The sequence below is a fragment of the Mesorhizobium sp. B3-2-1 genome (assembly GCF_006439515.1).
Taxonomy (GTDB): domain Bacteria; phylum Pseudomonadota; class Alphaproteobacteria; order Rhizobiales; family Rhizobiaceae; genus Mesorhizobium.
In genome coordinates this window covers 348,078-371,963 of sequence record NZ_VFTI01000002.1, presented here as the reverse complement: position 1 = coordinate 371,963, position 23,886 = coordinate 348,078, and the positions used below count along the sequence as shown (strand labels likewise).

Annotated in this window: 28 protein-coding genes and 2 tRNA genes; 13 read left to right on the top strand and 17 right to left on the bottom strand. The window is 61.9% G+C overall.

Annotation, left to right across the window (positions count from 1 at the left end):
• From FJW08_RS03625 to FJW08_RS03610, 4 genes are all read right to left on the bottom strand, one after another.
• Positions 1 to 295: transposase (locus FJW08_RS03625; RefSeq protein WP_246682183.1), on the bottom strand; the 295-nt coding region annotated here is incomplete at its 3' end.
• A 67-nt stretch (positions 296 to 362) separates the two neighbouring features.
• Positions 363 to 1,403 carry a zinc-dependent alcohol dehydrogenase family protein gene (locus tag FJW08_RS03620; protein ID WP_140808870.1) on the bottom strand — a complete coding sequence of 347 codons (1,041 nt, stop codon included), beginning with the start codon at positions 1,401 to 1,403 and terminating at the stop codon, positions 363 to 365.
• A gap of 245 nt (positions 1,404 to 1,648) precedes the next feature.
• A complete protein-coding gene (gene maiA, locus FJW08_RS03615) occupies positions 1,649 to 2,299 on the bottom strand; it encodes a maleylacetoacetate isomerase (RefSeq protein WP_140808867.1) in 651 nt (216 codons plus the stop codon).
• On the bottom strand, positions 2,296 to 2,994 hold the full coding sequence (locus FJW08_RS03610; protein ID WP_140808866.1) for a fumarylacetoacetate hydrolase family protein: 699 nt from the start codon (positions 2,992 to 2,994) through the stop codon (positions 2,296 to 2,298). The genes maiA and FJW08_RS03610 overlap by 4 nt, the downstream gene beginning before the upstream one ends.
• Positions 2,995 to 3,214: 220 nt before the next feature.
• Here FJW08_RS03610 and FJW08_RS03605 point away from each other — a divergent pair, with 220 nt between their 5' ends.
• A complete protein-coding gene (locus tag FJW08_RS03605) occupies positions 3,215 to 3,898 on the top strand; it encodes a response regulator transcription factor (RefSeq protein WP_140808864.1) in 684 nt (227 codons plus the stop codon).
• A gap of 23 nt (positions 3,899 to 3,921) precedes the next feature.
• Here the strand turns inward: FJW08_RS03605 and FJW08_RS03600 are convergent, their stop codons facing one another.
• From FJW08_RS03600 to FJW08_RS03590, 3 genes are read right to left on the bottom strand one after another with little or no spacing between them, the layout of a single operon-like run.
• Positions 3,922 to 5,262 carry a hybrid sensor histidine kinase/response regulator gene (locus tag FJW08_RS03600; RefSeq protein ID WP_140761488.1) on the bottom strand — a complete coding sequence of 447 codons (1,341 nt, stop codon included), beginning with the start codon at positions 5,260 to 5,262 and terminating at the stop codon, positions 3,922 to 3,924.
• A gap of 13 nt (positions 5,263 to 5,275) precedes the next feature.
• Positions 5,276 to 6,412 (bottom strand): FIST signal transduction protein, encoded by a 1,137-nt coding sequence (locus FJW08_RS03595; RefSeq protein ID WP_140808862.1) that lies wholly within the window; start codon positions 6,410 to 6,412, stop codon positions 5,276 to 5,278.
• A 29-nt stretch (positions 6,413 to 6,441) separates the two neighbouring features.
• Positions 6,442 to 6,660, bottom strand: a complete 219-nt coding sequence (locus FJW08_RS03590) for a hypothetical protein (RefSeq protein ID WP_140808860.1) — start codon at positions 6,658 to 6,660, stop codon at positions 6,442 to 6,444.
• A gap of 62 nt (positions 6,661 to 6,722) precedes the next feature.
• Here FJW08_RS03590 and FJW08_RS03585 point away from each other — a divergent pair, with 62 nt between their 5' ends.
• The 4 genes from FJW08_RS03585 (at position 6,723) to FJW08_RS03570 (ending at position 11,857) form a co-directional block, all read left to right on the top strand.
• Positions 6,723 to 7,223, top strand: a complete 501-nt coding sequence (locus FJW08_RS03585; RefSeq protein WP_140808858.1) for a (2Fe-2S)-binding protein — start codon at positions 6,723 to 6,725, stop codon at positions 7,221 to 7,223.
• Positions 7,224 to 7,332: 109 nt separating this feature from the next.
• Entirely contained in the window at positions 7,333 to 9,681 is a 2,349-nt protein-coding gene (locus tag FJW08_RS03580) for a xanthine dehydrogenase family protein molybdopterin-binding subunit (protein WP_140808856.1), read from the top strand.
• 95 nt (positions 9,682 to 9,776) lie between these two features.
• Positions 9,777 to 10,574, top strand: a complete 798-nt coding sequence (locus FJW08_RS03575) for a xanthine dehydrogenase family protein subunit M (protein ID WP_140808854.1) — start codon at positions 9,777 to 9,779, stop codon at positions 10,572 to 10,574.
• 260 nt (positions 10,575 to 10,834) lie between these two features.
• A complete protein-coding gene (locus tag FJW08_RS03570; protein ID WP_140808852.1) occupies positions 10,835 to 11,857 on the top strand; it encodes an acyltransferase in 1,023 nt (340 codons plus the stop codon).
• Positions 11,858 to 11,962: 105 nt separating this feature from the next.
• On the opposite strand, the gene FJW08_RS03565 is transcribed toward FJW08_RS03570, so the two are convergent.
• Both FJW08_RS03565 and FJW08_RS03560 read right to left on the bottom strand, forming a co-directional pair.
• Positions 11,963 to 12,451 (bottom strand): GNAT family N-acetyltransferase, encoded by a 489-nt coding sequence (locus FJW08_RS03565; RefSeq protein WP_140808850.1) that lies wholly within the window; start codon positions 12,449 to 12,451, stop codon positions 11,963 to 11,965.
• On the bottom strand, positions 12,448 to 13,206 hold the full coding sequence (locus FJW08_RS03560) for a copper homeostasis protein CutC (protein WP_246682181.1): 759 nt from the start codon (positions 13,204 to 13,206) through the stop codon (positions 12,448 to 12,450). Before FJW08_RS03560 ends, FJW08_RS03565 begins: the two co-directional genes overlap by 4 nt.
• A gap of 203 nt (positions 13,207 to 13,409) precedes the next feature.
• Here FJW08_RS03560 and FJW08_RS03555 point away from each other — a divergent pair, with 203 nt between their 5' ends.
• Positions 13,410 to 13,838: an SRPBCC domain-containing protein gene (locus FJW08_RS03555; RefSeq protein WP_140808846.1), complete on the top strand. Its 429-nt coding sequence runs from the start codon at positions 13,410 to 13,412 to the stop codon at positions 13,836 to 13,838.
• Positions 13,839 to 13,942: 104 nt separating this feature from the next.
• Entirely contained in the window at positions 13,943 to 14,398 is a 456-nt protein-coding gene (locus FJW08_RS03550) for a carboxymuconolactone decarboxylase family protein (protein WP_140808844.1), read from the top strand.
• An 80-nt stretch (positions 14,399 to 14,478) separates the two neighbouring features.
• Here FJW08_RS03550 and FJW08_RS03545 read toward each other — a convergent pair whose 3' ends face one another.
• Positions 14,479 to 14,910 (bottom strand): cupin domain-containing protein, encoded by a 432-nt coding sequence (locus tag FJW08_RS03545; protein WP_140808842.1) that lies wholly within the window; start codon positions 14,908 to 14,910, stop codon positions 14,479 to 14,481.
• Between the two features lie 1,000 nt (positions 14,911 to 15,910).
• Here FJW08_RS03545 and FJW08_RS03540 point away from each other — a divergent pair.
• Positions 15,911 to 16,141, top strand: a complete 231-nt coding sequence (locus FJW08_RS03540) for a type IV toxin-antitoxin system AbiEi family antitoxin domain-containing protein (RefSeq protein WP_140761456.1) — start codon at positions 15,911 to 15,913, stop codon at positions 16,139 to 16,141.
• A 41-nt stretch (positions 16,142 to 16,182) separates the two neighbouring features.
• On the opposite strand, the gene FJW08_RS03535 is transcribed toward FJW08_RS03540, so the two are convergent.
• Together FJW08_RS03535 and FJW08_RS03530 are read right to left on the bottom strand one after the other, a co-directional pair.
• Positions 16,183 to 16,656, bottom strand: coding sequence for an isoprenylcysteine carboxylmethyltransferase family protein (locus FJW08_RS03535; RefSeq protein ID WP_140808840.1), 474 nt, complete (start codon positions 16,654 to 16,656; stop codon positions 16,183 to 16,185).
• A 22-nt stretch (positions 16,657 to 16,678) separates the two neighbouring features.
• The gene (locus tag FJW08_RS03530; protein ID WP_140808838.1) at positions 16,679 to 17,572 is read right to left on the bottom strand and encodes an NAD(P)/FAD-dependent oxidoreductase; all 894 of its coding nucleotides are present in this window, start codon (positions 17,570 to 17,572) and stop codon (positions 16,679 to 16,681) included.
• A gap of 174 nt (positions 17,573 to 17,746) precedes the next feature.
• On the opposite strand from FJW08_RS03530, the gene FJW08_RS03525 reads away from it, so the two are divergent.
• Complete coding sequence (locus FJW08_RS03525) at positions 17,747 to 18,394, top strand: TetR/AcrR family transcriptional regulator (protein WP_140808836.1); 648 nt, start codon at positions 17,747 to 17,749, stop codon at positions 18,392 to 18,394.
• Positions 18,395 to 19,466: 1,072 nt separating this feature from the next.
• Here FJW08_RS03525 and FJW08_RS33345 read toward each other — a convergent pair.
• The 3 genes from FJW08_RS33345 to FJW08_RS03505 form a co-directional block, all read right to left on the bottom strand.
• Positions 19,467 to 19,634: a hypothetical protein gene (locus FJW08_RS33345; protein ID WP_348642643.1), complete on the bottom strand. Its 168-nt coding sequence runs from the start codon at positions 19,632 to 19,634 to the stop codon at positions 19,467 to 19,469.
• Positions 19,635 to 19,868: 234 nt separating this feature from the next.
• Positions 19,869 to 20,348 (bottom strand): hypothetical protein, encoded by a 480-nt coding sequence (locus tag FJW08_RS03515; protein WP_140808832.1) that lies wholly within the window; start codon positions 20,346 to 20,348, stop codon positions 19,869 to 19,871.
• A 322-nt stretch (positions 20,349 to 20,670) separates the two neighbouring features.
• Positions 20,671 to 20,886, bottom strand: a complete 216-nt coding sequence (locus FJW08_RS03505) for a hypothetical protein (protein ID WP_140808830.1) — start codon at positions 20,884 to 20,886, stop codon at positions 20,671 to 20,673.
• Positions 20,887 to 20,979: 93 nt separating this feature from the next.
• Here FJW08_RS03505 and FJW08_RS03500 point away from each other — a divergent pair, with 93 nt between their 5' ends.
• Complete coding sequence (locus FJW08_RS03500) at positions 20,980 to 21,852, top strand: DUF4238 domain-containing protein (RefSeq protein ID WP_140808828.1); 873 nt, start codon at positions 20,980 to 20,982, stop codon at positions 21,850 to 21,852.
• A gap of 73 nt (positions 21,853 to 21,925) precedes the next feature.
• Here the strand turns inward: FJW08_RS03500 and FJW08_RS03495 are convergent.
• Positions 21,926 to 22,000, bottom strand: a tRNA-Asn gene (locus tag FJW08_RS03495).
• A 222-nt stretch (positions 22,001 to 22,222) separates the two neighbouring features.
• On the opposite strand from FJW08_RS03495, the gene FJW08_RS03490 reads away from it, so the two are divergent.
• Positions 22,223 to 22,483, top strand: coding sequence for a hypothetical protein (locus FJW08_RS03490; RefSeq protein WP_140808826.1), 261 nt, complete (start codon positions 22,223 to 22,225; stop codon positions 22,481 to 22,483).
• Between the two features lie 111 nt (positions 22,484 to 22,594).
• On the opposite strand, the gene FJW08_RS03485 is transcribed toward FJW08_RS03490, so the two are convergent.
• On the bottom strand, positions 22,595 to 22,780 hold the full coding sequence (locus FJW08_RS03485) for a hypothetical protein (RefSeq protein ID WP_140808824.1): 186 nt from the start codon (positions 22,778 to 22,780) through the stop codon (positions 22,595 to 22,597).
• Positions 22,781 to 22,999: 219 nt separating this feature from the next.
• On the opposite strand from FJW08_RS03485, the gene FJW08_RS03480 reads away from it, so the two are divergent.
• Together FJW08_RS03480 and FJW08_RS03475 are read left to right on the top strand one after the other, a co-directional pair.
• Positions 23,000 to 23,073 (top strand) — tRNA-Cys (locus FJW08_RS03480).
• Between the two features lie 90 nt (positions 23,074 to 23,163).
• Entirely contained in the window at positions 23,164 to 23,832 is a 669-nt protein-coding gene (locus FJW08_RS03475) for a protein-L-isoaspartate O-methyltransferase (protein WP_140808822.1), read from the top strand.
• Positions 23,833 to 23,886 lie beyond the last annotated feature (54 nt).

Genomic DNA, 23,886 nt, shown 5'->3' with positions numbered 1-23,886 from the left:
CATCGCCGACCAGGCGATCTGCCTCCTTCAGCAGGGCGGCCTCGAGCGGGGCGCTGTCCCAAACCCCTGCCGCGACGAAATGATGAAGCTGATCGTAGCCGACCTCGCCAGTGCGCGCGGCCATCGGTTGTACGCTCTTACGGTCGCCCGGCCCGATCAGACCAGCAATGTACAGCGGACACATCCGGCGCCGAGCTGGATGCGAAAGACCTGCCAAAAACGGTTGAAGCCAGTGCTCGAGATCGGCTTGCCAGTCCACATCCATTGATCGGCCCTCCACAAGCCGACCTCCCATGAATCACGCAAACTCTCTCTTGGGAATTCCAAAAACGCGCCGCCGCTAAAAATCTGCCAAAGTAGTGCTAGAACTTCGTCACCACGCCGATGCCGATGCCCTCGAAACCGCCCATCGCCATCAAGGCCGCTGGCGCCTCGTCAAGGCTGATCTTCTTGCCGACCAGCAGTTCGGGCTTGAGCTTGCCGTGGCGGATCATCTCCATCATCGCGGGGTAGTGATAGGCCTGCATGCCGTGACTGCCGAGGATTTCGAGTTCGAAGGCGATCACCTTGTCCATCGGCACTTGCGGGCGGGCGTGCTCGCCCAGCATCAGGCCGACCTGCACGTGACGGCCGCGCCGGCGCAGATTGGCGATCGAGTTGAAGGACGTCGTGGGGTGGCCCAGCGCGTCCATCGACATGTGGGCTCCGCCATTGGTGATCTGCTTGACCGCCTTGACCACGTTCGGCGTCGTCGAAGCGTTGATGGTCGCCACGGCACCGATCTTTTTGGCGAAGTCCAGCTTTTCCTCGGTGAGGTCGATGGCGATGACATTGGCGCCCATCGAACTGGCGATCATGATCGCCGACAGGCCGACGCCGCCGCAGCCATGCACCGCCACCCATTCACCTGGTGTCACACGGCCCTGGTCGACGATGGCGCGGAACGAGGTGACGAAGCGGCAGCCGAGGCTGGCGGCGGTGGCGAATTCCATTTCGTCGGGCAGGCGCACCAGATTGGTGTCGGCGTGTTCGATGGCGACATATTCGGCGAACGAGCCCCAGGCGTTGAAGCCAGGCTGGGATTGGTGCTCGCAGACCTGATGGTTGCCTGATGTGCATTCGAAGCAGTGGCCGCAACCGACGGCGAACGGCACGGTGACGCGTTCGCCTGCCTTCCAGCGGGCGACGTGCTTGCCGGCGGCGACAACGATTCCGGCCAGTTCGTGGCCCGGCACGTGGGGCAGGCGGATATCGGCGTCATGGCCCATCCATCCGTGCCAGTCGCTGCGGCAGAGCCCTGTCGCCTCGACCTTGATGACGACCCCGTCGGCGGCCGGCTTCGGATCGGGCACGGTCCGGATGGTCGGCGCTTCGCCGAATTTCTCGAAGACGACGGCTTTCATCGGTCACTCCACCCTTGACGGCATGCGTTACCGGAAACGATAGCCGATTCCCTGGCCGGTCAAGCGGAAATCGATTCCGCGAGATATGCTGGGCGGGGAGTCAGGACGCCTGAGTCTGTCGGCCTTCCCTGGGCAGGAAAGTCGCCAAGCCGGGTTACCGTGGCGAGCAGTCGCGCGTTGGCGCGGTCATCGGCCTTCTGGCATTGCTATTCGGGGCGCTGCGGCTGTGCGTGGGCAGACGAAACCTACTCTGCGTCGATCTGGTTCTGCGGCGCGGCTTTCTGGAAGGCCGGCAGCGCCATGCAGGCGGCATTGATGCGCGAAATTGTCGGGTAGGGCGCCAGGTCGACGCCGAAGCGCGCATTGCTGGTGACCTGCGCGGCAAGGCAGATGTCGGCCAGGCCCGAGGTGTCGCCGTGACAGAATGTGCCGGTTTCGCGCGAAGCCGTCAGCAATGTCTCGAGCGGCCCGAAACCTTCATTGACCCAATGGCGGAACCAGTTGGCGACATCCTGGTCGCCGGCGCCGAAGAGGGTGCGCAGCGAAGTCAGCACGCGCAGATTGTTCACCGGGTGGATGTCGCAGGCGATGATCTGCGCCAGCATTCTCACCCGTGCCCGACTGGGCGGGTCTTTCGGCAATAGCGGGGGTTCAGGTATGGTCTCGTCGAGAAATTCGATGATCGCCAGCGATTGCGTCAGGTGCATGCCGTCGCTCCAGATCAGCGCCGGCACCAGACCCTGGGGGTTGACCGCGAGATAGGCTGCTTCCAGATGCTCGCCATGGCGCAGGTGATGCGGGATGTAGTCATAGCCCACCCCCTTCATCTCCAAGGCGATCCGCACCCGGTGCGAGGTGGAGGAGCGGAAGTAGTTGTGCAGGACAATGTCGCTCATGACTTTGGCTGGCCGATGGCTATTTCGATCGTGCCGATGCCGTCGACGCCGCCTGATATCGTCTCGCCCGGCTTGACCGCGCCGACACCGGCCGGCGTGCCGGTGAAGATCAGGTCGCCCGGTTGCAGTTCGACTGCTTCGCTGCAGATCGAGACGATGTCGGCCACCGGCCAGATCAATTCGGCGAGGTCGGCATCCTGTTTCACCGCGCCGTCGACGGCGAGCCAGATACGTCCCTTCGCCGGGTGCCCGGATTTCCGCGCGGCAACCAGCGGGCCGCAAGGCGCGGAACGGTCGAACGCCTTCGACCAGTCCCAGGGCCGGGCCGCCTTCTTGGCGGCATCCTGCAGGTCGCGGCGGGTGAGGTCGATGCCGACGGCATAGCCCCAGACATGGTCCAGCGCCTTGTCGCGGGATATGCGAAAGCCGGATGTGCCGATCGCGACCACCAGCTCGATCTCGAAGTGAAGGTTTTCGGTCAGCGGCGGGTAGGGGATATCAATGCCGGAATCGACCACCGCGTCGGCCGGTTTGGTGAAGAAGAAGGGCGGATCACGCTCGTCATTGCCGAATTCGCGCGCATGCGCCGCATAATTGCGGCCGACGCAGAAAATACGCCGCACGGCAAAGCGTTCGCCGGAATTCGCAATGGCGACAGAAGGCGTTGGCGGGACGGGAAGGACGTAGGCGGTCATGGCTGTCTCTGCGTTTGATGGCGGCACATTCGGCCGATTTCGGGGGGCGGGCAAGGCGTCGCTTTTCGCAAAGTATGGGCTTCGCCGCGGTTGTATGAGGAATTCAGGCATCCGGTCATTTTTGCAGCGATGAATTTCATCGACCGGCGATAGACTATTTGCCAATAATCCGGCCACAGTCAGGAGACTATGGTGTGCCCGGTAAACCGGAACGAGCCCTATGACAGCCCCTACCGATCGTGCCCGGTTCCTTATCATCGACGACCATCCGCTGTTTCGCGAAGCGCTGCACAGCGCCGTGCAGATGGCTTATCCCGAGGTCGACACGGTCGAAGCGCGCTCGATCGCCGAGGCGCTGGACCTGCTGGCCGACGCAAAGCCTTTCGACCTTGCACTTCTCGACCTCAGCATGCCCGACGTGCACGGCTTCGACGGGCTGCTGCAGCTCAGGACCCGCTATCCGCGCCTGCCGGTGGTGATCGTGTCGGGCTATGAGGAGCCGAGAATCATCTCCGAGGCCTTGTCCTACGGCGCTGCCGGTTTCATCCCGAAATCGGCGCGCAAGAGCGATCTCGCCGCCGCCATCCGCTCGGTGATGGACGGCGCGATCTATGTGCCGGAAACCTATGAGGGCCTGCCGCCGGGCGCCGACAGCACCGACCGCGCCGACATGCTCCAGCGCCTTTCCAAGCTGACGCCGCAGCAGCTCAGGGTGCTGCAGATGCTGCGCCAGGGCCTGCTCAACAAACAGATCGCCTACGAACTGCAGGTCGGTGAGACGACCGTCAAGGCGCATGTCTCGGAGATCCTGCGCAAGCTGAATGTGTACAGCCGCACGCAAGCGGTGATCGAGGTGTCGAAGCTGGACAATGCGGAGTTGTTTCGCGATCAGGCCGGGTTTTGAGCCTTAACTCCCCGCTGGGGACCCTAAGCCAGCAAATGCGCCAGCAGCGCGCGCAGTTGCGCGGGCTTCAGCGGCTTGCGCATCAGTTCGATGCCTGCTGAGCGGGCGGCCTTGGCGACGGCCTCCGAGCCGTCGGCGGTGACGATCAGCGCCGGCACGGCGCGGCCGAGATAGTCGCGGACCTCCGATATGGTGGCGGTGCCGAGATCGCCGCCGTCGAGATGCTGGTCGGCGATGACGATGTCAGGCACCCAGTCGGTATCGCCGAGCATGTCGAGCGCATCGTCGGTCGAGGTCGCGGCGCGCACGAGGCACTGCCAGCGTTCGAGCAGGAAGGTCATGGCGTCCAGCACCTCGGCGTCGTTCTCGACCAGCAGCACCTTGGTGCCGAACAGGCCGTAGCCGCGCGGTCGCTCCATGCTGGCGGCGCTGGCGATGGCATCGGCCGGTGCGCCGAGGCCGACGGGAACATCGATATGGAAGATGGTGCCGCGGCCGACCTTGGATGAAAACGTCACGGGGTGGCCGAGCGCGCCGGCCATGCGGCGCACGATGGCGAGCCCGAGCCCAAGCCCGCCGCCATCGAGCTCGGCATTGGCCGGCGAGGTGCCGCGATGGAACTCCTCGAACACTGCCTCGCGCTGGTCCTCGGGAATGCCGCAGCCCGTGTCGGCGACATCGATGCGGATAGTGTCGCCGCGATGGCGAGTGCCGACAAGGACGCCGCCCGAGCGTGTATAGACCAGCGCGTTGGAGAGGATGTTCTGCAGGATGCGGCGCAACAGCGTCCTGTCCGAGCGGACCACCGCATTGACCGGCCGGAATTTCAGCGACAGCCCCTTCAATTCCGCCACGGGCTGAAAATCCGAGCGCAGCGACGAGAACAACGCCTCCAGGCTGACGTCGCCGATGTCGGGCTGGACCACGCCGGCGTCGAGCTTGGAAATGTCGAGCAAGGTGCGCAGCAGGTCTTCCATCGTCTCCAGCGAGCGCTCGACCTGCCGCACCAGCTTTTTTCCCTCGTCACTGGTTTGCACCTCGGCGAGCGCCGAGACGGACAAGTGGGCGGCGTTCAGCGGCTGCAGCACGTCGTGGCTGGCGGCGGCGAGAAACCTTGTCTTGGAGAGATTCGCCAGCTCGGCGTTTTCCTTGGCGGCGCTGAGGTCGATGTTCGACTGTTCCAGCCTGCGCAAGGTCGAATGCAGTTCCTCGGTGCGCGTGCGCACCCGGTTTTCCAGCGAGATCGCGGTCTGGAACAGCGAAAAGGCATTGCCTTGCTGGTCCATCGAGCGCTCGACGCGGCTGACCAGGGCGGCGTTGATCTTCTTCAGCCTGTCGAGATCGTTTATGTCCCTGAGCGGCATCCCGGTTCGCCGCCTACTCAGCCGCCTGGCGATCGCCGAAGGCGATGCCGGTGAAAGTCTGGTTCAGGTGCATCGACCGGTATTGTTCGCCATAGGTGCCGAAGCCGACGACGTTGTTGACCCGGTAGAGCTCCGAAATATCGCGAAAGACCTGCCGATTGCGCGCATCCAGCCGGCGCAGCACGCAGTCGAAGCCAAGGATCATATCGATACCGCCCAGCCTGTCCTCGACCTCGCGCAATGCCGCGCGTGTCGATTCGACCATGTCCTTGGGCTGGGCGATCGACAGCACGACGCCGTCGTCGATGGCGCAAAAGAACGACAGCGAGCCATCCGCATGCATCCTCTGGATCGAGCGGCAGTAATATTCGCCGCCCACCTTCACCACCACGGGATGCGAGGCGAAGCTCAGCGGTGTCAGGGTCTGCGGGACGATCCCGACCGAGGCGGCATATTCCTCCGCCGCATTGGTGGCGTTGAACTCCCGCACGATGCGGTGATCCGGATCGGACGCGGTCACCACCAGCTTTTCGTCGGTGGGAACGAAATTGTCGGTCTTGAAGACGTGGAACGGAATTTCCGTGGCGACCAGCACGATGATGGCGCTGTCCGAAGTGACCGCGCCGTTCGAGATCAGACGCGTCGTCTCGAATTTCAAATCGTCACCGGCCGAGCCGCCGAGCAGCGGTATGTCGTCAAGACCCCAGTGGATTGCCGAACTCACTGCTTCCTCGGCATAGGACAGCCCGTCGATGAAGCAGAGTGCGAAGGTGTTCTTGGTCCGCTCGCCGCCGAGCCGGGCGCGCAGCATGCGCCGCAGGGCCTCGACCTCTTCGGTGATCCTGTCCATGCCCGATGTCGACAAATTGTCGACCATGGTGCTGACCGCCGTGAAGGACGCCGAGGGCAGCAGCATCGCCAGCATATGACCTTCCTCGAGCCCCTGCGGCGTGATCTCGCCCGCGGTGGAGCAGCCGGCATGGTGGAGATCAGGCGCGCGCGTCGTGAGCGCCTGCGAGAGGGCGCCGGCCTCGACGAGGCTTTGGGAAAAGAACACGAGGGCAAAGCCGGCATCGATGGCGGCGGCCTCGGCGGCCACCGCGCGTGCGAAGACATCCGGGTCGGGCTCGTCCGTGGTGAGCGCCGACAAACCGCATGCGTAACGCGTCAGTGAACTGGTCAGCGGCGTTCTCCCGCATTTCCTCCGACGCCTTCTTGTGCGCGGCTTTTCAGTGCTTCTGGCGCGCGGGCGACGACGGTATTGTTGCCGCCAAGAGGCGTTTTGGCAATGGGGCCGCAGGAATGCACTTTGGTGCCTTGGCCATGATCGAAAGTACAATGATCCGCCTTTTCCCTTGTGTTGTTTTTTGTGCGTTGTGCGGTGTACGAATAACGCATGGCCGAAGTGCCAGCGGCGCGTCGGCAACGTGATGACCAAGGTTGACACCCAGGGAGGGGCTATGTCGGACGTTTCGTTGATGGTGAACGGCAAGCGCGTCGGCGGCGCCGTCGAGGATCGAACGCTGCTCGTCCATTTCCTGCGGGAGAATCTCGGCCTGACCGGCACTCATGTCGGTTGCGACACCTCGCAATGCGGAGCCTGCGTCGTCCATGTCGACGGCAAGGGGGTGAAGTCCTGCACCATGCTGGCGGTCCAGGCGTCCGGGTCGAACGTGGTTACGATCGAAGGCCTCGCCGACGGCGCCGACCTGCATCCCGTCCAGGCGGCCTTCAAGGAACATCATGGTCTGCAATGCGGCTTCTGCACGCCAGGCATGATCATGGCTGCAACCGATATGATCAACCGTCATCCCGAAGGCCTCGACGAGGCCACGGTGCGGGCAGAACTCGAAGGCAATATCTGCCGCTGCACCGGCTACCACAACATCGTGAAGGCGATCCTGGCCGCATCGAAGACGATGTCGAAGGGGGCCAAGGGCAAGGCGAAACAAGCGGCATAGGCAGTAGGCAATAGGCAATAGTGAGTAGGGCAAACATCGATATGACCACGAGCCCTCCCACTACTGCCTAACCCCTACTGCCTATCCCCTAAATTCGGGAGGAATTCTGATGGGCATCGAAGGTGTTGGCGCTCGGGTCGCGCGCAAGGAAGACAAAAGGTTCATCACCGGCGCCGGCCGCTATGTCGACGACATGGTGGTTCCCGGCATGAAGCACGCGGCTTTCGTGCGCAGCCCGCACGCGCATGCGCAGATCAAGAAGATCGACGTGAAAATGGCTCAGGGCATGCCGGGCGTCATCGGCGTGCTGACCGGCAAGGAACTCAAGGCCGACGGTATCGGCAACCTCATCTGCGGCTGGATGATCCATTCCAAGGACGGTACGCCGATGAAAATGGGCGCATGGTCGCCGCTGGCCGTCGACAAGGTCCGCTATGTCGGCGATGCGGTCGCGGTGGTGGTGGCCGAAACCAAGGGCCAGGCACGCGATGCGGCCGAGGCGATCGACATCACCTACAAGGAACTGAAGGCCGTCGTAGACGCGACAAAGGCGCTCGAAAAGGGCGCGCCGCAGGTCCATGCCGAGGCCGAGAACAACCTGATCTTCGACTGGGAGATCGGCGACGCCAAGGCGACCGATGCCGCCATCAAGGCGGCGGCGCACGTCACCCGCATGAAGATCGTCAACAACCGGCTGGTGCCGAACGCCATGGAGCCGCGTGCGGCGCTCGGCCATTACGACAAGGCCGAGGATCATTACACCTGCTGGACGACATCGCAGAACCCGCATGTCGCGCGGCTGGTGATGAGCGCCTTCTACAATGTCGCACCCGAAAACAAGCTGCGCGTGATCGCGCCGGACGTCGGCGGCGGCTTCGGCTCCAAGATCTATATCTACCCGGAAGAGATCGTCTGCCTGTGGGCCTCCAAGAAGACCGGCGTGCCGGTCAAATGGGTCGCCGATCGCACCGAGAGCTTCCTCACCGACGCGCATGGCCGCGACCACGTCTCGACCGTGGAAATGGCATTCGACAAGGACAACAGGATCACCGGGCTGAAGGTCGACACGATCGCCAATCTCGGCGCCTACATGTCGCTGTTCTCGTCCTGCGTGCCGACGTATCTCTACGCCACGCTGCTGTCGGGTCAGTATGACATCCCCGCCATCCACGCCAATGTGCGCACCGTCTACACCAATACGGCACCCGTCGACGCCTATCGCGGGGCAGGGCGGCCCGAAGCCACCTATCTTCTGGAGCGCACCATGGAGGCCGCCGCACGCGAGCTCGGCGTCTCTCCGGCCGAACTGCGGCGCAAGAACTTCATCACCACGTTCCCGCACCAGACACCGGTGATCATGAACTATGACGCCGGCGATTATGCGACCTCGCTCGACGCTGCCATGAAAACCGCCGACTATGCCGGCTTTGCCAAGCGCAAGGCGGACGCGGCCAAAAAGGGCAAGCTGCGCGGCATTGGCATGAGTTGCTACATCGAAGCCTGCGGCATCGCGCCGTCGGCCGCGGTCGGCTCGCTCGGCGCTGGCGTCGGCCTGTGGGAATCGGCTGAGGTAAGGGTCAACGCCGTCGGCACCATCGAGGTGCTGACCGGCTCGCACAGTCATGGCCAGGGGCACGAGACGACCTTCGCGCAACTGGTCAACCAGCGTTTCGGGGTGCCGATCGATTCGGTTTCGATCGTCCATGGCGACACCGACAAGGTGCAGATGGGCATGGGCACCTACGGTTCGCGTTCGGGCGCGGTCGGCATGTCGGCGATCGCCAAGGCGCTCGACAAGGTCGAGGCCAAGGCCAAGAAGATCGCGGCCCATCTGCTCGAGGCCGACGAGGGCGACATCGTCATCGAGAACGGCGAAGTCAAGGTCGCCGGTACCGACAAGAGCCTGCCGTGGTTCCAGGTGGCTTTGGCCGCCTATACCGCGCACAATTTGCCGGCCGGCATGGAGCCAGGACTGAAGGAAACGGCGTTCTACGATCCGGCGAACTTCACCTTCCCGGCGGGCTGCTACATCTGCGAGGTCGAGATCGATCCCGAAACCGGAACGACCGAGATCGTCCAGTTCGTCGCCGCCGACGATTTCGGCAACATCATCAATCCGATGATCGTCGAAGGCCAGGTGCATGGCGGCATCGCCCAGGGCGTCGGCCAGGCGCTTTTGGAGGGCGCTCACTATGACGCCAGCGGGCAACTGCTGACGGCAAGCTACATGGATTACACCATGCCGCGTGCGGACGACCTGCCGTCGTTCAAGGTCTCGACGTCGAACACGCCATGTCCGAGCAACCCACTGGGCATCAAGGGCTGCGGCGAGGCCGGAGCCATCGGCTCGCCGCCGGCGGTGATCAATGCCATCACTGACGCCATCGGCATCGCCGATATCGCCATGCCGGCCACACCGTCGACCGTGTGGGCCGCGATCCGTGCGGCGAATGAGTGAGTAGGGAGTAGTGAGTAGCGAAAAGGGCCCAGCTCCTGCGGCGGCCATTCCCTACTCACTACTGACTACTGCCTAACCACCTAGGGGAGGATCCCATGTACGCAGTCAACTACCACCGCGCCGCCTCGGTCACTGAAGCCGCCAAGCTCGTGAAGAGCGGCGACGCCAAGCTGCTCTCCGGCGGCATGACCTTGATCCCCGCCATGAAGACGCGGCTGGCGGCGCCTTCCGATCTGGTCGACCTGTCACGCATCAAGGAACTGCAGGGCGTCAAGGTGTCAGGCAAGACGGTCACCATCGGTGCCGCCACGACCCACTACGATGTCGCCAATGACGAGAAGCTGCGCAAGGCCTGCCCGGCGCTTGCCCATCTGGCGTCGCTGATCGGCGACCCGGCGGTACGCCACAAGGGCACGATCGGCGGTTCGATCGCCAACAACGATCCGGCGGCGGACTATCCGGCCGCACTTCTGGCGCTGGGCGCCACCATCATCACCAACAAGCGCGAAATGTCAGCCGACAAGTTCTTCAAGGGGCTGTTCGAAACCGCCTTGAAGGATGGCGAGATCGTCACGGCCGTCTCCTTCACCGCGCCGGCCAAGGCAGCCTACGAGAAATTCCGCAACCCGGCCTCGCGTTACGCGATCGTCGGCGTGTTCGTGGCCAAGGGCAAGGACGGCGTCCGTGTTGCCGTGACCGGCGCCGGCGACGACGGCGTCTTCCGCTCGAAGGAGATCGAGGCGGCACTCGCCAAGAGCTTCGACGCCGCGTCGCTCAATGGCGTGAAAGTGCCGGCGAAGAACCTGATGAGCGACATCCACGCTTCCGCCGACTACCGCGCCAACCTTATCACGGTCATAGCCAAGCGCGCGGTGGCGGCAGCCAACGCCTGACGCAAGATCATTGCGGACACGAAAAGGGGCTGTCACGGCCCTTTTTCGTTCCTGGCGCCTGTGCTACCCAGTTCCCGGCGGCCGCGTCCCATCCTTGCTTGAGGCAATTGCGGCCCTGCTTGCCTCGGAATTGCACCGGCGCCAATCTCGCACTTGCACAAATATATATTGCACTGCAGTATGGGTCGGGGCGGGAATGCGAGCCGGGTTCGGACTGAGTACCGCCGTGCCCTTTCGCACGCCAATGCGAAAGGATCGGCATGTCCGAAATTTCCGCAACCCGTTTGGTTCCGTCCCGAGCGATCGCCGACCGATCGGCCAGGACAAGACTGGCCTATCTCGACGGCTGGCGCGGCCTGTCGATCGCCCTGGTGCTGATCGGTCATTTTTTCCCGATTCCCGGCATCAATCTGGGCGTGCTGGGCGTCGAATTCTTCTTCGTGCTCAGCGGGCGGCTGATGGCCGAAATCCTGTTCATCGAACGCTACCCGCTGAAGAAATTCTTCAAACGCCGCTTCTCGCGCATCTATCCGGCGCTTCTGATTTTCGTCGTCGTCGGCATGATCGCGCTCTCCGGCACGTTCATCGCCTTCAAATGGAAGGCGGCGCTGACGGCGCTGACATTCACCTACAATTATGCCGGAATTCTCCTGAACCGGGCCGGCGCACTCGACCACATCTGGTCGCTCTGCATCGAAGAGCATGCCTACATCATCCTGGCGGCGATCAGCGCAATCGTTGCCAGCCGCAGTCGTGTCATCCCGCTGCTGCTGATCCTGGCTCTGCTGGCCATGGCCAATGGCGCGGGTTCCTACTGGTTCCTGCACATGGATTATGAAACCACGTACTGGCGCACCGACGTACACATCGCCTCGATCCTGCTGTCGGCCGCGATCTGCCTGCTCAAGGCCGACGACAAGCTGCCGGCCTTGTCGAAGGGCCCCTATGTCGCCGTTGCGGCGGCCGTCGGGGCGGTTTTCCTGTTCACGAACTCGGTACCGACACCGATCCACTACCTGATCGCGGTGCCATTGCTTGCGATTGCCGTCAACGCGCTGGATTTCAGCACGCGGTTCTTTTCCGGATGGCTGTCATCCTTACCGATGACGACGCTGGGGCTGTGGTCGTATTCGCTCTATCTGTGGCAACAGCCCTTCTACAAATTCGTCTACGAGCAGGGCAGCAATCCACGGCCGATGCTGGCCGGGGTTTTTGCCTGCGCGCTCTGCAGCTACTACCTCATCGAGCGCCCATCGCGCGAATGGCTCAACCGCAACTGGTGAATGAGCGTCGCCGATTTTTCCATGTGGCCAGACGAGAGGCCGCACGGCCGGACTGGCGGAACGCCATGTGAGTTTCTGCTTCTTCAAGTGGCGAGCGCCACCGGATCAGGCGGCGATCTGCCTGACGTAGTAGCGCACCGCCTTCTTGCCGCCATGGATCACCGCGTCGCCGACTTCGGCGAAGCCGAGGGCGGCGTGGAAGGCATCCGAGGCGGGGTTGGGCGGGTCGATGTTGACCTCGCAGGTGACCAGCGTATGGCCGGCGCTCTCCGCATGGTCGAACAGGTCCCGATAGAGCCGGCGAGCATGGCCGCGACCCCTTGCGTGCGCCGCGACGACGACGCGGTCGACATAGATGAAGCGTTCATAGCGCTCGCGGAACCAGACGAAGTTCGGGCTGTCATAGTTCGCGTCCTGGTCGAAGGTCATGATGAAGGCTTCGAGATCGCCAATGCGGCGTGCATAGAAGGACTCGCCGAGCAGGAAGGACAGCCGTTCGGCTTCGAGCCACGACAATTCGGCGGCGTGCTCGTTGTTGAGCGCCAGAATGGCGGCTTCGTCGTCCTGCGCTATGCGGTCTATCGGAGAGGTCATGCCTTGGCCGCCGTGATTGTCGCCGCCACCAGCGGTGTATCGGTCAGCGTGTTGCGATATTCGCGGTCGAGATCGGAGCCGCCCATGCCGACCTTGGGATTGCGGTAGCGCATGGCACTCGGCACGTCCTTGAGGGCCGCGAAATGCATTTCGGCCAATCCGGTTTTTCCTCGCACCTCGGCGATGTTGCCGAGATCGAGCCCGCCGCAGCCAAGGATGATGATGCGCTCGCCGGCCTGCCGGACCAGCTCCGTCAGCAATGGCAAGCCCTCGATTGCGGTGTCGCGCTGGCCGCTGGTCAGCACGCGGCCGACCTTGCAGCGGATCAGCGCTTCCAGCGCCTCGGCCGGATCGCGCGTCATGTCGAAGGCGCGGTGGCAGGTGACGCTCAACGAGCCCGCGGCCTCTGTCAATTCGCCCATGCGCTTCTCGTCGATGGTACCGTCGGCGTTCAGGCAGCCGAACACCACGCCGGGCACGCCGAGCTCGCTGAGTGCGGCGACATCGGCCAGCATCGAGCGGTATTCGGTCTCGCTGTAGAGAAAATCGCCGCCGCGCGGCCGCACCATGACGTGGAACGGCACGGTCGCCTGGTCGAGTGCGGCGCGCACCGTGCCGAGGCTCGGCGTAATGCCGCCCTCGACCAGGCTGGCGCAGAGTTCGACCCGGTCGGCGCCCGCGGCCTGCGCGGCCAGCAGGCCATCGATGCCTTCGACACAGATTTCAATCAGCGGCGGGCGAGTTTTTGTGGTCAAGGGGTGATCCAGTTCACGATGCTGTCGAGAGCCCTAGCACCAGGACGGCTGACGCGAAAGCGTGAACGCCACTCCGCCATTTGGACCAGATGGCAGATTCCTTTCTTGACAGTCGCATAACCGCAAGGTTATGAGTGACGTATAGCTGGCGGGTTATTGATTGCGGGCGCGTGGCACGACGACAACAACGAGAGGAGCAAGGCATGACGGAAATCAAATCGATCGTCGTCGACAGGCTGATTCCATATTCGGCGGAAAAGATATGGCGCGCATTGACCGTGCCGGCACTCGTCGGCGAATGGCTCATGCAGAATGACTTCGCTGCGCAAGAGGGGCATCGCTTCACATTCCGTGCGACAGCAGTTCCCGGATGGTCTGGCGTGACGAACTGCGTGGTGCTGAAAGTCGAGGCGCCGCGGCTGCTGGCCTACAGTTGGGGCGATGGGACGGAATCGGACAGCGGGTTGAAAACCGTGGTGACGTGGTCACTGACGCCCGAGGGTGTGGCGACCCGGGTGCGAATGGAGCAGTCGGGATTCCGGCCGGCCGACGAGCGTGGCTATGTCGGCATGGGAAGTGGCTGGCCGCGCATTCTCGAACGGCTCGAACAGATTACCGCAAAACAGGCCTGATACGCGGCAGGCAGCCAACAGTTTCATCAAGTTCGAAACCCTGGATGCGAGGCGTCCGGGCCGGGAAAACACGCCCGGAGAAACAATTCAAAAGGAGAAGAATCATGCGAGCAAGGATCAAGAACCCGGTGATGCTCATCCCCGGTTCGGTGCAGGCGCTGCTAGCGCTGGACAAGTCGACCGAGGCGGCCGACGTGCCCTATGTGACGCGCAAGCTCATTCATCTGCGCGTCAGCCAGATCAACAACTGCAGCGCCTGTGTCGACATGCATGCGCGCGAATTGAAGAAGGCCGGAGAAAAGGACGAGCGCATCTTTGCGCTGGCGGCATGGCGGGAGACCCCGTATTTCACCGATGCCGAACGCGCGGCATTGGCGTTGGCAGAAGCCGGCACCAGGCTCGCCGACCGGCCGGACGCGGTGCCGGACGATGTCTGGGACGAAGCGGCCCGCCATTATGACGAAAAGGCGCTTGCCGCACTGGTCATCCAGATCGCCCTGATCAATGCCTTCAACAGGCTGAACGCAACGACCCGGCAGCCGGTTGGCGCCTGGGGCTAAGCGCCTGGTTCGAATGGTCCGCGAGGCAAGGGCGGGGGGCATTGCCTTTCCGCCCACCGGGCGGGGCATAGCCTTGGTGGCTACTGGCGCAATTCCGTATTCTTGACGCCTTCCTCGACCTGATCGATCACCAGGAGCTTGACCGTCCCGTCGCCAATGTTGGTGGCCTGATGCCACTGCCCGATCATCTCGATGATGAAATCGCCTGTCTTGTAGGTGTTGCTGTTGCCGGTCTCGACATTGGTGACCTTCAGCGTTCCAGCCTCGACATAGGCGTAGCGCGGGAAGGGGTGGCGATGGACCGGCAAGGTCGCGCCGGGTGCGATGTCATAGGTCGAGACCAGCACCTGCACGTTCTTCCGCGGCAGCGTGATCGGTTGACCGGATGCCGTGGTGGTGCGTGATGCCAGCGGGGTGACGATGACGGGGGCGTCGCTGCTGTCCAGTGCCAGGGCACAATTCGCATAAAGTGCAGCCGCGGCCAGCAGCAGCGCTACCAGGATTTTTCGCATGATTCCTCCACGGCCGCAGCATTGCTCCGGAGATTCCCCATGTGCAAGCCTGCCGGCGAGAAATCGGCTCACGCTATAGGCCCGGCGGCTTTCGGCTGCTCAGGTGGCCGGGCTTTCTTCGTCTGTGGCAGAAAAGTCACGCAACCCGGATATAAAGCGCTGCAACTGGCGCGCGCTTATTATCCAGCTAGGCGAGGCGTATCGTCATCTTGGGTAAAGGGGGCCGTTGACCGCACGCACGTGTCATTTCCTCCCATGAACTAGCGCCCGCTACGCAAAACGTGGCGGGCTTTTTCTTAATTCAGGGGCGTCACGGCCCGGGTGGCTTCGGCTCCGGGCCTTTAGACAATCATTGGCCTACCATCAACATGCATGCCGCCAACACCTCGCGGATGGTCGTTGTTTCCGTTGCGCACGGTGGAGCGAATGTAGACGCAACACAGGCTTGTATGTCAGTGTTATGGGCGTCGTAGTCTTTGCCCGTCGCGGTACTTGTTCCGATGATCAAGTCTGAGACGAAGCCAAGACGGTTCGATTCCGATGACCCGTATATTGGTCGCAGGTCGAGGTAAGTGTCAGCGCGCCGAAATCGCCAGCCATTGACGGCAGCGATATGAGGACCAGCAAGCATCCGGCGATTGCGCCTTTGATCATAATCGACCAGTGAGAAATTGAGCGCGGACATAGAGGAGGAGGCCCGGGACGAGCAGGGCGAGGCCGTTGGCGACCTTAGACAGGTCTTCCACCTCGAACCCCATGCCGAATCGCTCCTTTCATTGGGGCGCTCTGGCGCGCAAAAGGGTAGCGGCTCAAGGAGCGTTGCGGCCTGCTCCACAGCACAGATGTAGCCCGTGTTGTAGCCGAACGCGAGTTTTGTCAGCCACGTTGACGGGGATTGGCGAGGCTAAGTTCTTTGAGATGTTGGCTCCCCGGGATCGACGAAGCTGAGAAATTCGAATTCGCGATTCCCCTACGCCAGAATGCGCCCTCGGTGACGAAGATGCGCAAACGTGATCGTGACCGCGCAGAAGCCCTACGCCTTGCTGGCGGGCCAAAGCCGACGCTGAGAGACCGAGCTGCGGCCCTCGCTCGCGAACGTGGCGAGGTGCGAACGGCTGAACTGACAGCAATCGGCATTCCCCGCTGCTACCTAGCCCGGATGTGCGATGAGGGCTTGCTCATCAAAGTCGGTTATGGAGTATATCGGGCCGCCAAACGTGATGCTGCTTGATGCGTATCCCGTCGCCGTCTTGTGCGGTGATCTCGCGACGGTCAGAGCCAGCGGCGAACCTCGGCCTTGTAGCGGCGGTAGTCGTCGCCGAACTTCGCTTCGAGATAACGCTCCTCGCGGGCGATCACCTGCGTCTGAATCGCGATCAGAACCAACGGGAGCAAGGCGAAGGCGATCGGCCCGTCGAAGCCGATCGCAAGGCCGGCATAGATAAGCGCCATGCCGAGATACATGGGATTTCGGGTCCACCGAAAGGGACCGGTCGTCGCGATGAGGGTCGTTGGCTGCGACGGCGGAATGTTGGTGCCCAGCCGCCGGAACAGCCTCGCCGCCGCAAGCATCATCGTCGCGCCGGCAACGAACAGCAGTGCGCCGGTTGCGAACAGCAACCGCCAGTCGATGCCGAAAGAGCGCAGGGTGACGAACCGCTCCACCGCCAGCCCTAACAGCAGCGCTCCCAGATAGACGAAGGGCGGAGGGAAGCGCACACCCGCGCTGTCCGGTTCGACGGCCATGCTCATCCTCCTTTCCGTCTTCTCAAACCAGCATCGACTGCTGGGCGGAGATACCCGCCGTCGCGCCCTGCGATATTGCCGTGGTGACCGAGGCCATGGCTGGATTTGCAAGATCGCCGGCGGCGTAGATGCCGGGCATGCTGGTTTCGCGTCGCTCGTCGACCTTGAGGGCGGTGCCGAGCGGCGTATTGACCGTGGCGAGGCCCAGTGATTCATGCAGGCTTGCGGAAGGCTTGTTGCGCGGATGAGCGAACAGGATGTCGACCGCGGCATTGAGGCCGCTATCGAGATTAACGGTGGTGATATGGCCCCGGTGATGGGCGATTTCGGCGATCTGGCCATCAACGACGGGTATGTTGCGGCGCGCCAGATCGGCCCGGATATCGGGTGAAATGTCGTGACTATCGGCGAAGACCGTCAACGTTTCGGTCCAGTCGTGGTAAAGCCTGACATAATTATGCGACGACGGACCGGACCAGACGAGGCCCCAATGCTGGTCGGCGACTTCAAAGCCATCGCAGTAGGGGCAGGGCACGATGGATGTGCCCCAGCTTTCGGTAAAGCCCGGAACATCAGGCATCTGGTCGGCAACGCCATAACTCAGGATCAGGCGGCGCCCCCCAAGGCTTTCGTCATCGCCAGTGAGGACGGAGAAATTGTCGATGGTGCCGGAGATGCTATCGGCCCGGGCATCGACCAGCTTGACTGTGGGATAACGCGCCAGTTGCCGCCGCGCCTCGGCCAGGATGTCCAGCGGTGGCTTGTGATCGTGGCCGAGCAGGCCATGCGAGTGGCCGGCGAAGCGATTGCGCGGCAGGCCGGTATCGAGAACGGTGACCTTGCGGCGGGCACGGCCGAGCTGCAGGGCGCCGGCGAGGCCGGCAAAGCTACCGCCGATAATGATGACGTCATCCATGGTGATGGGCTCCGTGTTGTGGATGGAGGGGGTTCGGCTGAGCCTTGCGCGATGGCGGCCCAGAGAAACTCGAGTTGAAGGACAGGGTAAAATCCAATCTTTGGCTTGCATATTTCCGATACTACGTGGTATCGTAATTCGATAATTAGGATACTGTCAAGGACTGGAATTGTCGTGACTGAAAATAGCCAGGGCCGGCGCGGCCGGCCCGCCAACGAGGCGCTTGGCCAAACCATAGTCGACGCCGCGGGCGAACTCTTTGCGGAACTGGGTTTTCAAGCGACGACATTGGACATGGTCGCTCAGCGGGCGAAGATATCCAAGCTCAGCATCTACAGGCACTTCGAGAACAAGGAGGCCCTGTTCAGCGCGGCCTTTGCGGCCCGCTGCCATCAGTTAATACCACAGGCCCTTTTTGCAGACGTCGACGGTTCGGCCGAAGATCAGCTCATGGCGGTGGGATCATCCCTGCTTCGCACGCTGTTGCGCCCGGGCGTCCGCAGCGTCGAAGCCATGGTCATGACCGACAGCACGAATCAACAAGCGTTGAGCAAGCTCCATTACGAAGCCGGCCCCGCCCACATCATCGCTCAAATCGAGGCCTTGCTGCGTCAGTTGCACGCGACGGCGGTTCTGAACGCGCCCGATCCTCTCCGGTCCGCCCGCTTGTTTGCCGCGCTTTTCAAAGGATGCGATCTCCTAATTATCGCACGCTTCGATGAGGCGAGAGCAGAGGACGACAACGAAATCGAATCCTATTGCCGGTCGGCCGTCGCCATGTTCATCGCCGCGCACGGTGGCAACGACCACGCGGGCGGATAGCCTGGACGAGGATCCTCGATGTTCTGACACTCTGGAAGCAGGACTATCGAGATCAAAGAGTATGGGAGAAATTGCACGCTGGCGCGCAGCATCGCGCCATGGCGTAGAAGAGGCCGTGGCTCCCCGGGCCGGATTCGAACCAGCGACCAACCGGTTGACAGCCGCGTTCGGGACGACCCAATAGAGCCAACTAGCCGGTTGTTCACAGGCTGAATGCCTCGCAAATGCTGAATTCTTATGTTGCCCCATTGCTTAATGGCGGGACGGCGGCCCTCACGATGAGCAACGTGACGACCGATCTGAACACATCCGAAGGTTCGAACATGGAGGGCCTTATGGGCTCCGCCGCAACGCCCGGTTCGCCCACTTGTGCGCTTTCCGGCTCGACATCTTCAGCCAGCATGTGTGCACCCGCGTTCGTGGTGTGACCGAGTGTCCAGAGAGCCGTTAAGCGAACTGAAGTTGCTCGCCGGCTGACCTCTCGCGCATTCTCAGCACCAGCAGTCGCGTTGCTGCGAAAGGAGCCATGACGATAAATGCCATTGCAACGTCGACGTAGGCCGACAAGAAACAGAATGCACTGGGGACGTAACAAAGGGATTCCATGATTTAGCCCTCAAACACGTTACCGCAACTTCCGCCCCGGAGCATGACGCCGCTTTGGTCGGAATGCAAGCATATGCTAATATACGGCGTGCGCCGAGGTTTTCATGTGAGCTTTCTCCGTCAAAGACCCAGACCAAAGAGGGCCTATCCGAACAGCGATCTTTTCGGGGAAGACGGCCGGCGCAAGTACAGCGCTTATGATGCCGCTCAAGCAACCGGGCCTCGCCGCAGGGCTTCATCGAAATTGGGCACCGCGCTCCTCTATCTGGCTCTGCTGGCAGTTCTGGGAGCGGCAGTCGCAGTCGGCGGCCTTCTCGTCACTTCGACCGCAGTCCTCTACGGGAAGGAGTTGACGAGGCCGGGCTGGTACACATGCTATTATTTTGCGGGCACAAGGACGTTTACGGCTGAGAGTTATTGGTCTGTCGGCTGTGACCGGTTTGTTGCGCTTTCGTAGGCGGCGGCCTCATGTCGGCTTGTCCACCAGGGGCCTCTTTCTCGTCGGCGGCTTGTAGGTGTTCACCAGCCTGACTACAGCAGCATCGACGGTCACGGGAATGCCCAGGTTCACCGCAACGCGGTTCTTATCGAGTAGGTGCGCAACGTTGCCGATCAGCTCAATGTGCTGGCCCATCTTGACATTCGACGTGGTGTCAACGACCGAATGCGGCTGGCCGTAGGATGGGATGGAAACGCTTACCCTGTCCTCCGTCACCCGCCGTCGAACGGTCGCGGTGATTGCGACCTCATCGCCGAGTTGATGCCCTTGGCCATAGGCATGACTCTGGGGCGGCCAATGGCTTAGTCAAGCGATTGCTAATGGAGCATTCGGACGGACCATCCAGCACGCTCACCGGCAATCGATTGATCAATTCGGAGCTTTGCTTTTGAGGACCTGATCAGCCAGCCACCCGGTCTCCGTGAAATTGTCTACGATTACCGAGTACCAGGCTGCACTGGCCTTGCTTGCATCGATTGAGCGGTACTGCGACATGCCTCGGACCGGCGTTCCGTAGGCGTTTGGCGCGTCATAGGTAATGATTTGGGTGAACTTCGTTGGCTGATTTTTGCCAGCGGCACCGTCGTTATACATTCTGGTGAAAATTACGCGTTCGTCGTCTGTAGTGAGATGCCTTTCCTGAAGGTACTCTTGGAGCGAGAGAGGGTCAGACATTTCGGTAACCTCTATTCGCCTGTATCCAGTCGGCGCCAGCAGGCGCTTCTTTAAGACCATCTCACAAGATTTGATCATCGCGGATTCAAACGGATTGAAATCGCTTTGCAGCACAAACCAAGATCCGGCCGCCGCAATAGCAGCGGTACAGGCCATCAATAGCCATTTATTCAAAGGACAGCCCTCCCATCCCGTTGAATACCATCGCGCAACTGTCGCGCGCGTGCAAGCTAAGCCTTTCGCAGTCTCACACCGGCACCGCCGCCATTTTCAGCGATGAAGTCGACGCCGGCCTGAGGACGACGGCACGGAAGAGCCGACACTAGGGGCGCCAGACCGTTGTTCACAAGCCCATTGGGCGGATGGCAGTCGCGGCGACCATGAGCGGGAGGAAGACGACGACCGGCAATGGGAGGCCGCCTGTCCAACGTAAGTTGCCAAGTTGGCGAGACACGACAGCGGAGAAAGGCCCGGTGGCTTCGGCTTCCGGGCCTTTCTATTGCAATCTCGCTTGAACCCTTTCCAGGCATCGAATGGGGATGTCGGGCCAAGTCGCTTTGTCGCATTCCGTGGCTGTGACGGCCACCACGGGCTCGCCTTGCACGCTGGCCGCCTGCGTGGCCGTCGATGTGAGAAGGAATGTTTGCGTCAGGAGAGCCGAGTAGGCGGCAACTTGAAGCAGCACGGCGGCAAAGGCGATTTTCTTGAGCATGCGAGAGAACGCGGTGGATAGCTGCCGGTTCCTTGTCAATTTGGCCCGGCTGCTTCCGTGGCAGGCCTTTTCCTGGGCTGGTATTAGGAGTCCATGATCAAGAACAAGCCGCCGGCCCGCCATCATTTCGTGCCGCAACTCCTTCTTCGAAACTTCGTCGACGATGCAGGCGAATTGCACGTCTACGACCGCCGCACGCCAGACAGAGAGGTATTCAACAACCCGCCGGAGAAGGTGTTTTTCGAAAGCCAGCTTTACACGTCGTATGAAAGAGATTTGTCCAAAAACGTCGATCTTGAGCTGGCGTTCGCCGACCTTGAGGGGATTGTTGCCCCCGTTGTGATGCGCATTGTTGAAGGGGCTAGACAAGGGCAGAACGTTGCCCCTCATCCTGGCGAACGACAGTTGCTCGCCCTTTACACCTATTTCCAATGGAAGAGAGTGCCCGACAACTTCAGGCGCTATTCCAGCCTCGAAAGACTACGCCTCGACGGCGAGAAAGCTCTTCGCAAATTTGAAGCGGAATTCGGCGCGCTCGACAATCACGAAAAGGAGCATTTTGAGAAGGACGAGACTTGGCGACGCATGCTCCAAAACGTACGGCGAGATGTAATTGCGAGCGGCAACCCGTCCATCGTCGACACCATCAACAACATGACCCTTTGCATCGTGCGGATCTCGAACCCGAAGAATGCTTTCATCATTTCGAGTTGCCCAGTCTACAAACTTCACTTTCCGGGCAGAGCGACGCTCGGAGATCCAGACCTCGAAATGTGGTTCCCCATCGCCTCTGAAGTTTCACTTGTTTGGGTAGGACAGGGGCGGGAGACCCTTTTTAGAACGCTGACCGATGGTGTCGAGGTGAGAAGGCTGAACAAAGCAGCCGCAGCGAAAGCTAACGTGATCGCCTCGCGGTCGTCTGCGCTTACGCGATCTCTCGCCAGTTCGGTCGGGACTCAAATCTAGCCCCGCTGTTGCCCCAGAGCCAGATTGCCGGTTTTGGCGAAGCGGCAGTTTTGCACTAACTATTTGAGAGTGTTGGCTCCCCGGGCCGGATTCGAACCAGCGACCAACCGGTTAACAGCCGGTTGCTCTACCACTGAGCTACCGGGGAACGGAGGCTCTTTGAGCAAGTGGCGCAGCCTATAGCAAACCCGTTTCGGCTTTGCAAAGCAGCATTTCGCATTTTTCCGAGACTTTTTCGCGCGGCGGTTTCTCGCAATCGGCCTTGCCCACCCTCATATTAGCCGTCTTGGCGACAGGTGTGGAACCGAAAGGGCGGTCGCGGCTTCCGTAAAATGACATTATCGACCCCTCAGACAGGCAGTTCTTCGCGATGACGGCTGCGGACCAAAACCGGATACCCGTACGAAAGATCTTGGTTTTCGGGCGCGAATTCACCATGCCGCAGTCGCGCGGTCTCAGAATCACGATCGGCGCGCTTTTGACGATTGGCGGCATCCTCGGGTTCTTGCCGATCCTTGGCTTCTGGATGGTGCCGCTCGGGCTGCTGGTGCTCTCCTATGAATTCGCCATGGTGCGCCGCCACCGGCGCCGCCTGGTCGTCTGGTGGGAGCGGCGGCGCCGGCCGGATTGAGCAGCCGTCGGCCGATCCGTCTCGCATTGCTGTGCTTCGAAGAGAATCAATCCTGGCGCTGTCTCTCCGTGCCAGTGCCGGATTCCTCCGAATCCGGTTGCGCGCATGCCTTCAAATCCTCGCTATCTCCTTCAGGACCGCGGAAGCCGATGCCAGACGCGCGCGGTCACGCGGTGAAAGCCTGCCGGTGCCTTCGATTCTCAGGCAGTCGATGGCGTAACGCACCAATTCCTCACACCCGAGCAGCGGCACGCTTTCGGTTTCTTGCGTTTCGTCCTTTGGTTTTGCCAGGGCCATGGCGCGGTCCTCCCTGTTTTTCAACGCAAGCCGGTGCGCGGCGTTTTCGCTCGATCATCCGCCATGCTTAACGGATTGCTAATGTGAGTGAGCGACTGTGACGGCGATCTGACAGGGGCGGGAGCCGGCGCCAAGGAAACCGTTCGGAATGCGTCGTGGCCGCTTGACGGCATTTTCGCCGCAACCTATTGGAACCGGGTGGAACGCCGGGAGCAATGAGGCCTCGTGGCGGAGTGGTTACGCAGAGGACTGCAAATCCTTGCACCCCGGTTCGATTCCGGGCGAGGCCTCCAATGCCCGGGCTCCCGCGCGTCAGCGCCGGAGCCTGAAGTTCCGGTCGACATGAACCGCGATTCTGACGCGGCAAGCAGATTGGTTGGAACATGAGCGCTGATTTTTCCGAACTTCGCGTCAAGATGGTCGATGGTCAGGTCCGCACCACCGACGTGACCAGCGCGCCGCTGCTCGACGCGATGCTTTCCGTGCCGCGTGAGGTTTTCGTCGGCGATCGCCAGCGCGATCTCGCCTATATCGACGGGGGCATCCGCATCGCCGACAGTGCCGATGGTCCGCGCTACCTGATGGAAGCTTCGCCGCTGGCCAAGCTGATGCAATTGGCCGAGATCAGCGTGGCCGATTCGGCGCTCGATGTCGGCTGCGGCACCGGCTACGCCTCGGCGATCCTGTCGCGCCTGGCGAGATCCGTCGTGGCGCTCGAAAGCGATTCGGCATTGGCGCAAACCGCCGAATCGACCCTGTCCAGCCTGGGCTGCGGCAATGTGACCGTGGTTCAGGGCGCACTGGCGCAAGGCCATGCGGCAAAGGCCCCTTACGATGTCATCTTCATCGGCGGCAGCGTCGGCAAAGTGCCGGCGCCGCTGCTCGACCAGCTCGCCGAAGGCGGCCGCCTGGTTGCGGTCGAGGGTCAGGGCAATTCGGGCGTGGCGCGGCTTTTTTTCAAGGCTGGGGGGGTTGTAACCGGTAGAAGGGCATTTAATGCGGCAATTAAGCCACTACCCGGGTTCGAACGTGAGCATGCTTTCGAATTCTGAATGATTTGGCCTTGCAGCAAAGGCTTTGTCATGTTCGCTTGCATTTGAACGATC

Excerpts from the sequence above, each read along its gene's own strand:
- FJW08_RS03620 (WP_140808870.1), bottom strand. The coding sequence starts at position 1,403 with ATGAAAGCCGTCGTCTTCGAGAAATTCGGCGAAGCGCCGACCATCCGG.
- maiA (WP_140808867.1), bottom strand. The coding sequence starts at position 2,299 with ATGAGCGACATTGTCCTGCACAACTACTTCCGCTCCTCCACCTCGCAC.
- FJW08_RS03610 (WP_140808866.1), bottom strand. The coding sequence starts at position 2,994 with ATGACCGCCTACGTCCTTCCCGTCCCGCCAACGCCTTCTGTCGCCATT.
- FJW08_RS03605 (WP_140808864.1), top strand. The coding sequence starts at position 3,215 with ATGACAGCCCCTACCGATCGTGCCCGGTTCCTTATCATCGACGACCAT.
- FJW08_RS03600 (WP_140761488.1), bottom strand. The coding sequence starts at position 5,262 with ATGCCGCTCAGGGACATAAACGATCTCGACAGGCTGAAGAAGATCAAC.
- FJW08_RS03590 (WP_140808860.1), bottom strand. The coding sequence starts at position 6,660 with ATGCGTTATTCGTACACCGCACAACGCACAAAAAACAACACAAGGGAA.
- FJW08_RS03585 (WP_140808858.1), top strand. The coding sequence starts at position 6,723 with ATGTCGGACGTTTCGTTGATGGTGAACGGCAAGCGCGTCGGCGGCGCC.
- FJW08_RS03580 (WP_140808856.1), top strand. The coding sequence starts at position 7,333 with ATGGGCATCGAAGGTGTTGGCGCTCGGGTCGCGCGCAAGGAAGACAAA.
- FJW08_RS03575 (WP_140808854.1), top strand. The coding sequence starts at position 9,777 with ATGTACGCAGTCAACTACCACCGCGCCGCCTCGGTCACTGAAGCCGCC.
- FJW08_RS03570 (WP_140808852.1), top strand. The coding sequence starts at position 10,835 with ATGTCCGAAATTTCCGCAACCCGTTTGGTTCCGTCCCGAGCGATCGCC.
- FJW08_RS03565 (WP_140808850.1), bottom strand. The coding sequence starts at position 12,451 with ATGACCTCTCCGATAGACCGCATAGCGCAGGACGACGAAGCCGCCATT.
- FJW08_RS03555 (WP_140808846.1), top strand. The coding sequence starts at position 13,410 with ATGACGGAAATCAAATCGATCGTCGTCGACAGGCTGATTCCATATTCG.
- FJW08_RS03550 (WP_140808844.1), top strand. The coding sequence starts at position 13,943 with ATGCGAGCAAGGATCAAGAACCCGGTGATGCTCATCCCCGGTTCGGTG.
- FJW08_RS03545 (WP_140808842.1), bottom strand. The coding sequence starts at position 14,910 with ATGCGAAAAATCCTGGTAGCGCTGCTGCTGGCCGCGGCTGCACTTTAT.
- FJW08_RS03540 (WP_140761456.1), top strand. The coding sequence starts at position 15,911 with ATGCGCAAACGTGATCGTGACCGCGCAGAAGCCCTACGCCTTGCTGGC.
- FJW08_RS03535 (WP_140808840.1), bottom strand. The coding sequence starts at position 16,656 with ATGGCCGTCGAACCGGACAGCGCGGGTGTGCGCTTCCCTCCGCCCTTC.
- FJW08_RS03530 (WP_140808838.1), bottom strand. The coding sequence starts at position 17,572 with ATGGATGACGTCATCATTATCGGCGGTAGCTTTGCCGGCCTCGCCGGC.
- FJW08_RS33345 (WP_348642643.1), bottom strand. The coding sequence starts at position 19,634 with ATGGGCCAGCACATTGAGCTGATCGGCAACGTTGCGCACCTACTCGAT.
- FJW08_RS03505 (WP_140808830.1), bottom strand. The coding sequence starts at position 20,886 with ATGCTCAAGAAAATCGCCTTTGCCGCCGTGCTGCTTCAAGTTGCCGCC.
- FJW08_RS03500 (WP_140808828.1), top strand. The coding sequence starts at position 20,980 with ATGATCAAGAACAAGCCGCCGGCCCGCCATCATTTCGTGCCGCAACTC.
- FJW08_RS03490 (WP_140808826.1), top strand. The coding sequence starts at position 22,223 with ATGACGGCTGCGGACCAAAACCGGATACCCGTACGAAAGATCTTGGTT.
- FJW08_RS03485 (WP_140808824.1), bottom strand. The coding sequence starts at position 22,780 with ATGGCCCTGGCAAAACCAAAGGACGAAACGCAAGAAACCGAAAGCGTG.
- FJW08_RS03475 (WP_140808822.1), top strand. The coding sequence starts at position 23,164 with ATGAGCGCTGATTTTTCCGAACTTCGCGTCAAGATGGTCGATGGTCAG.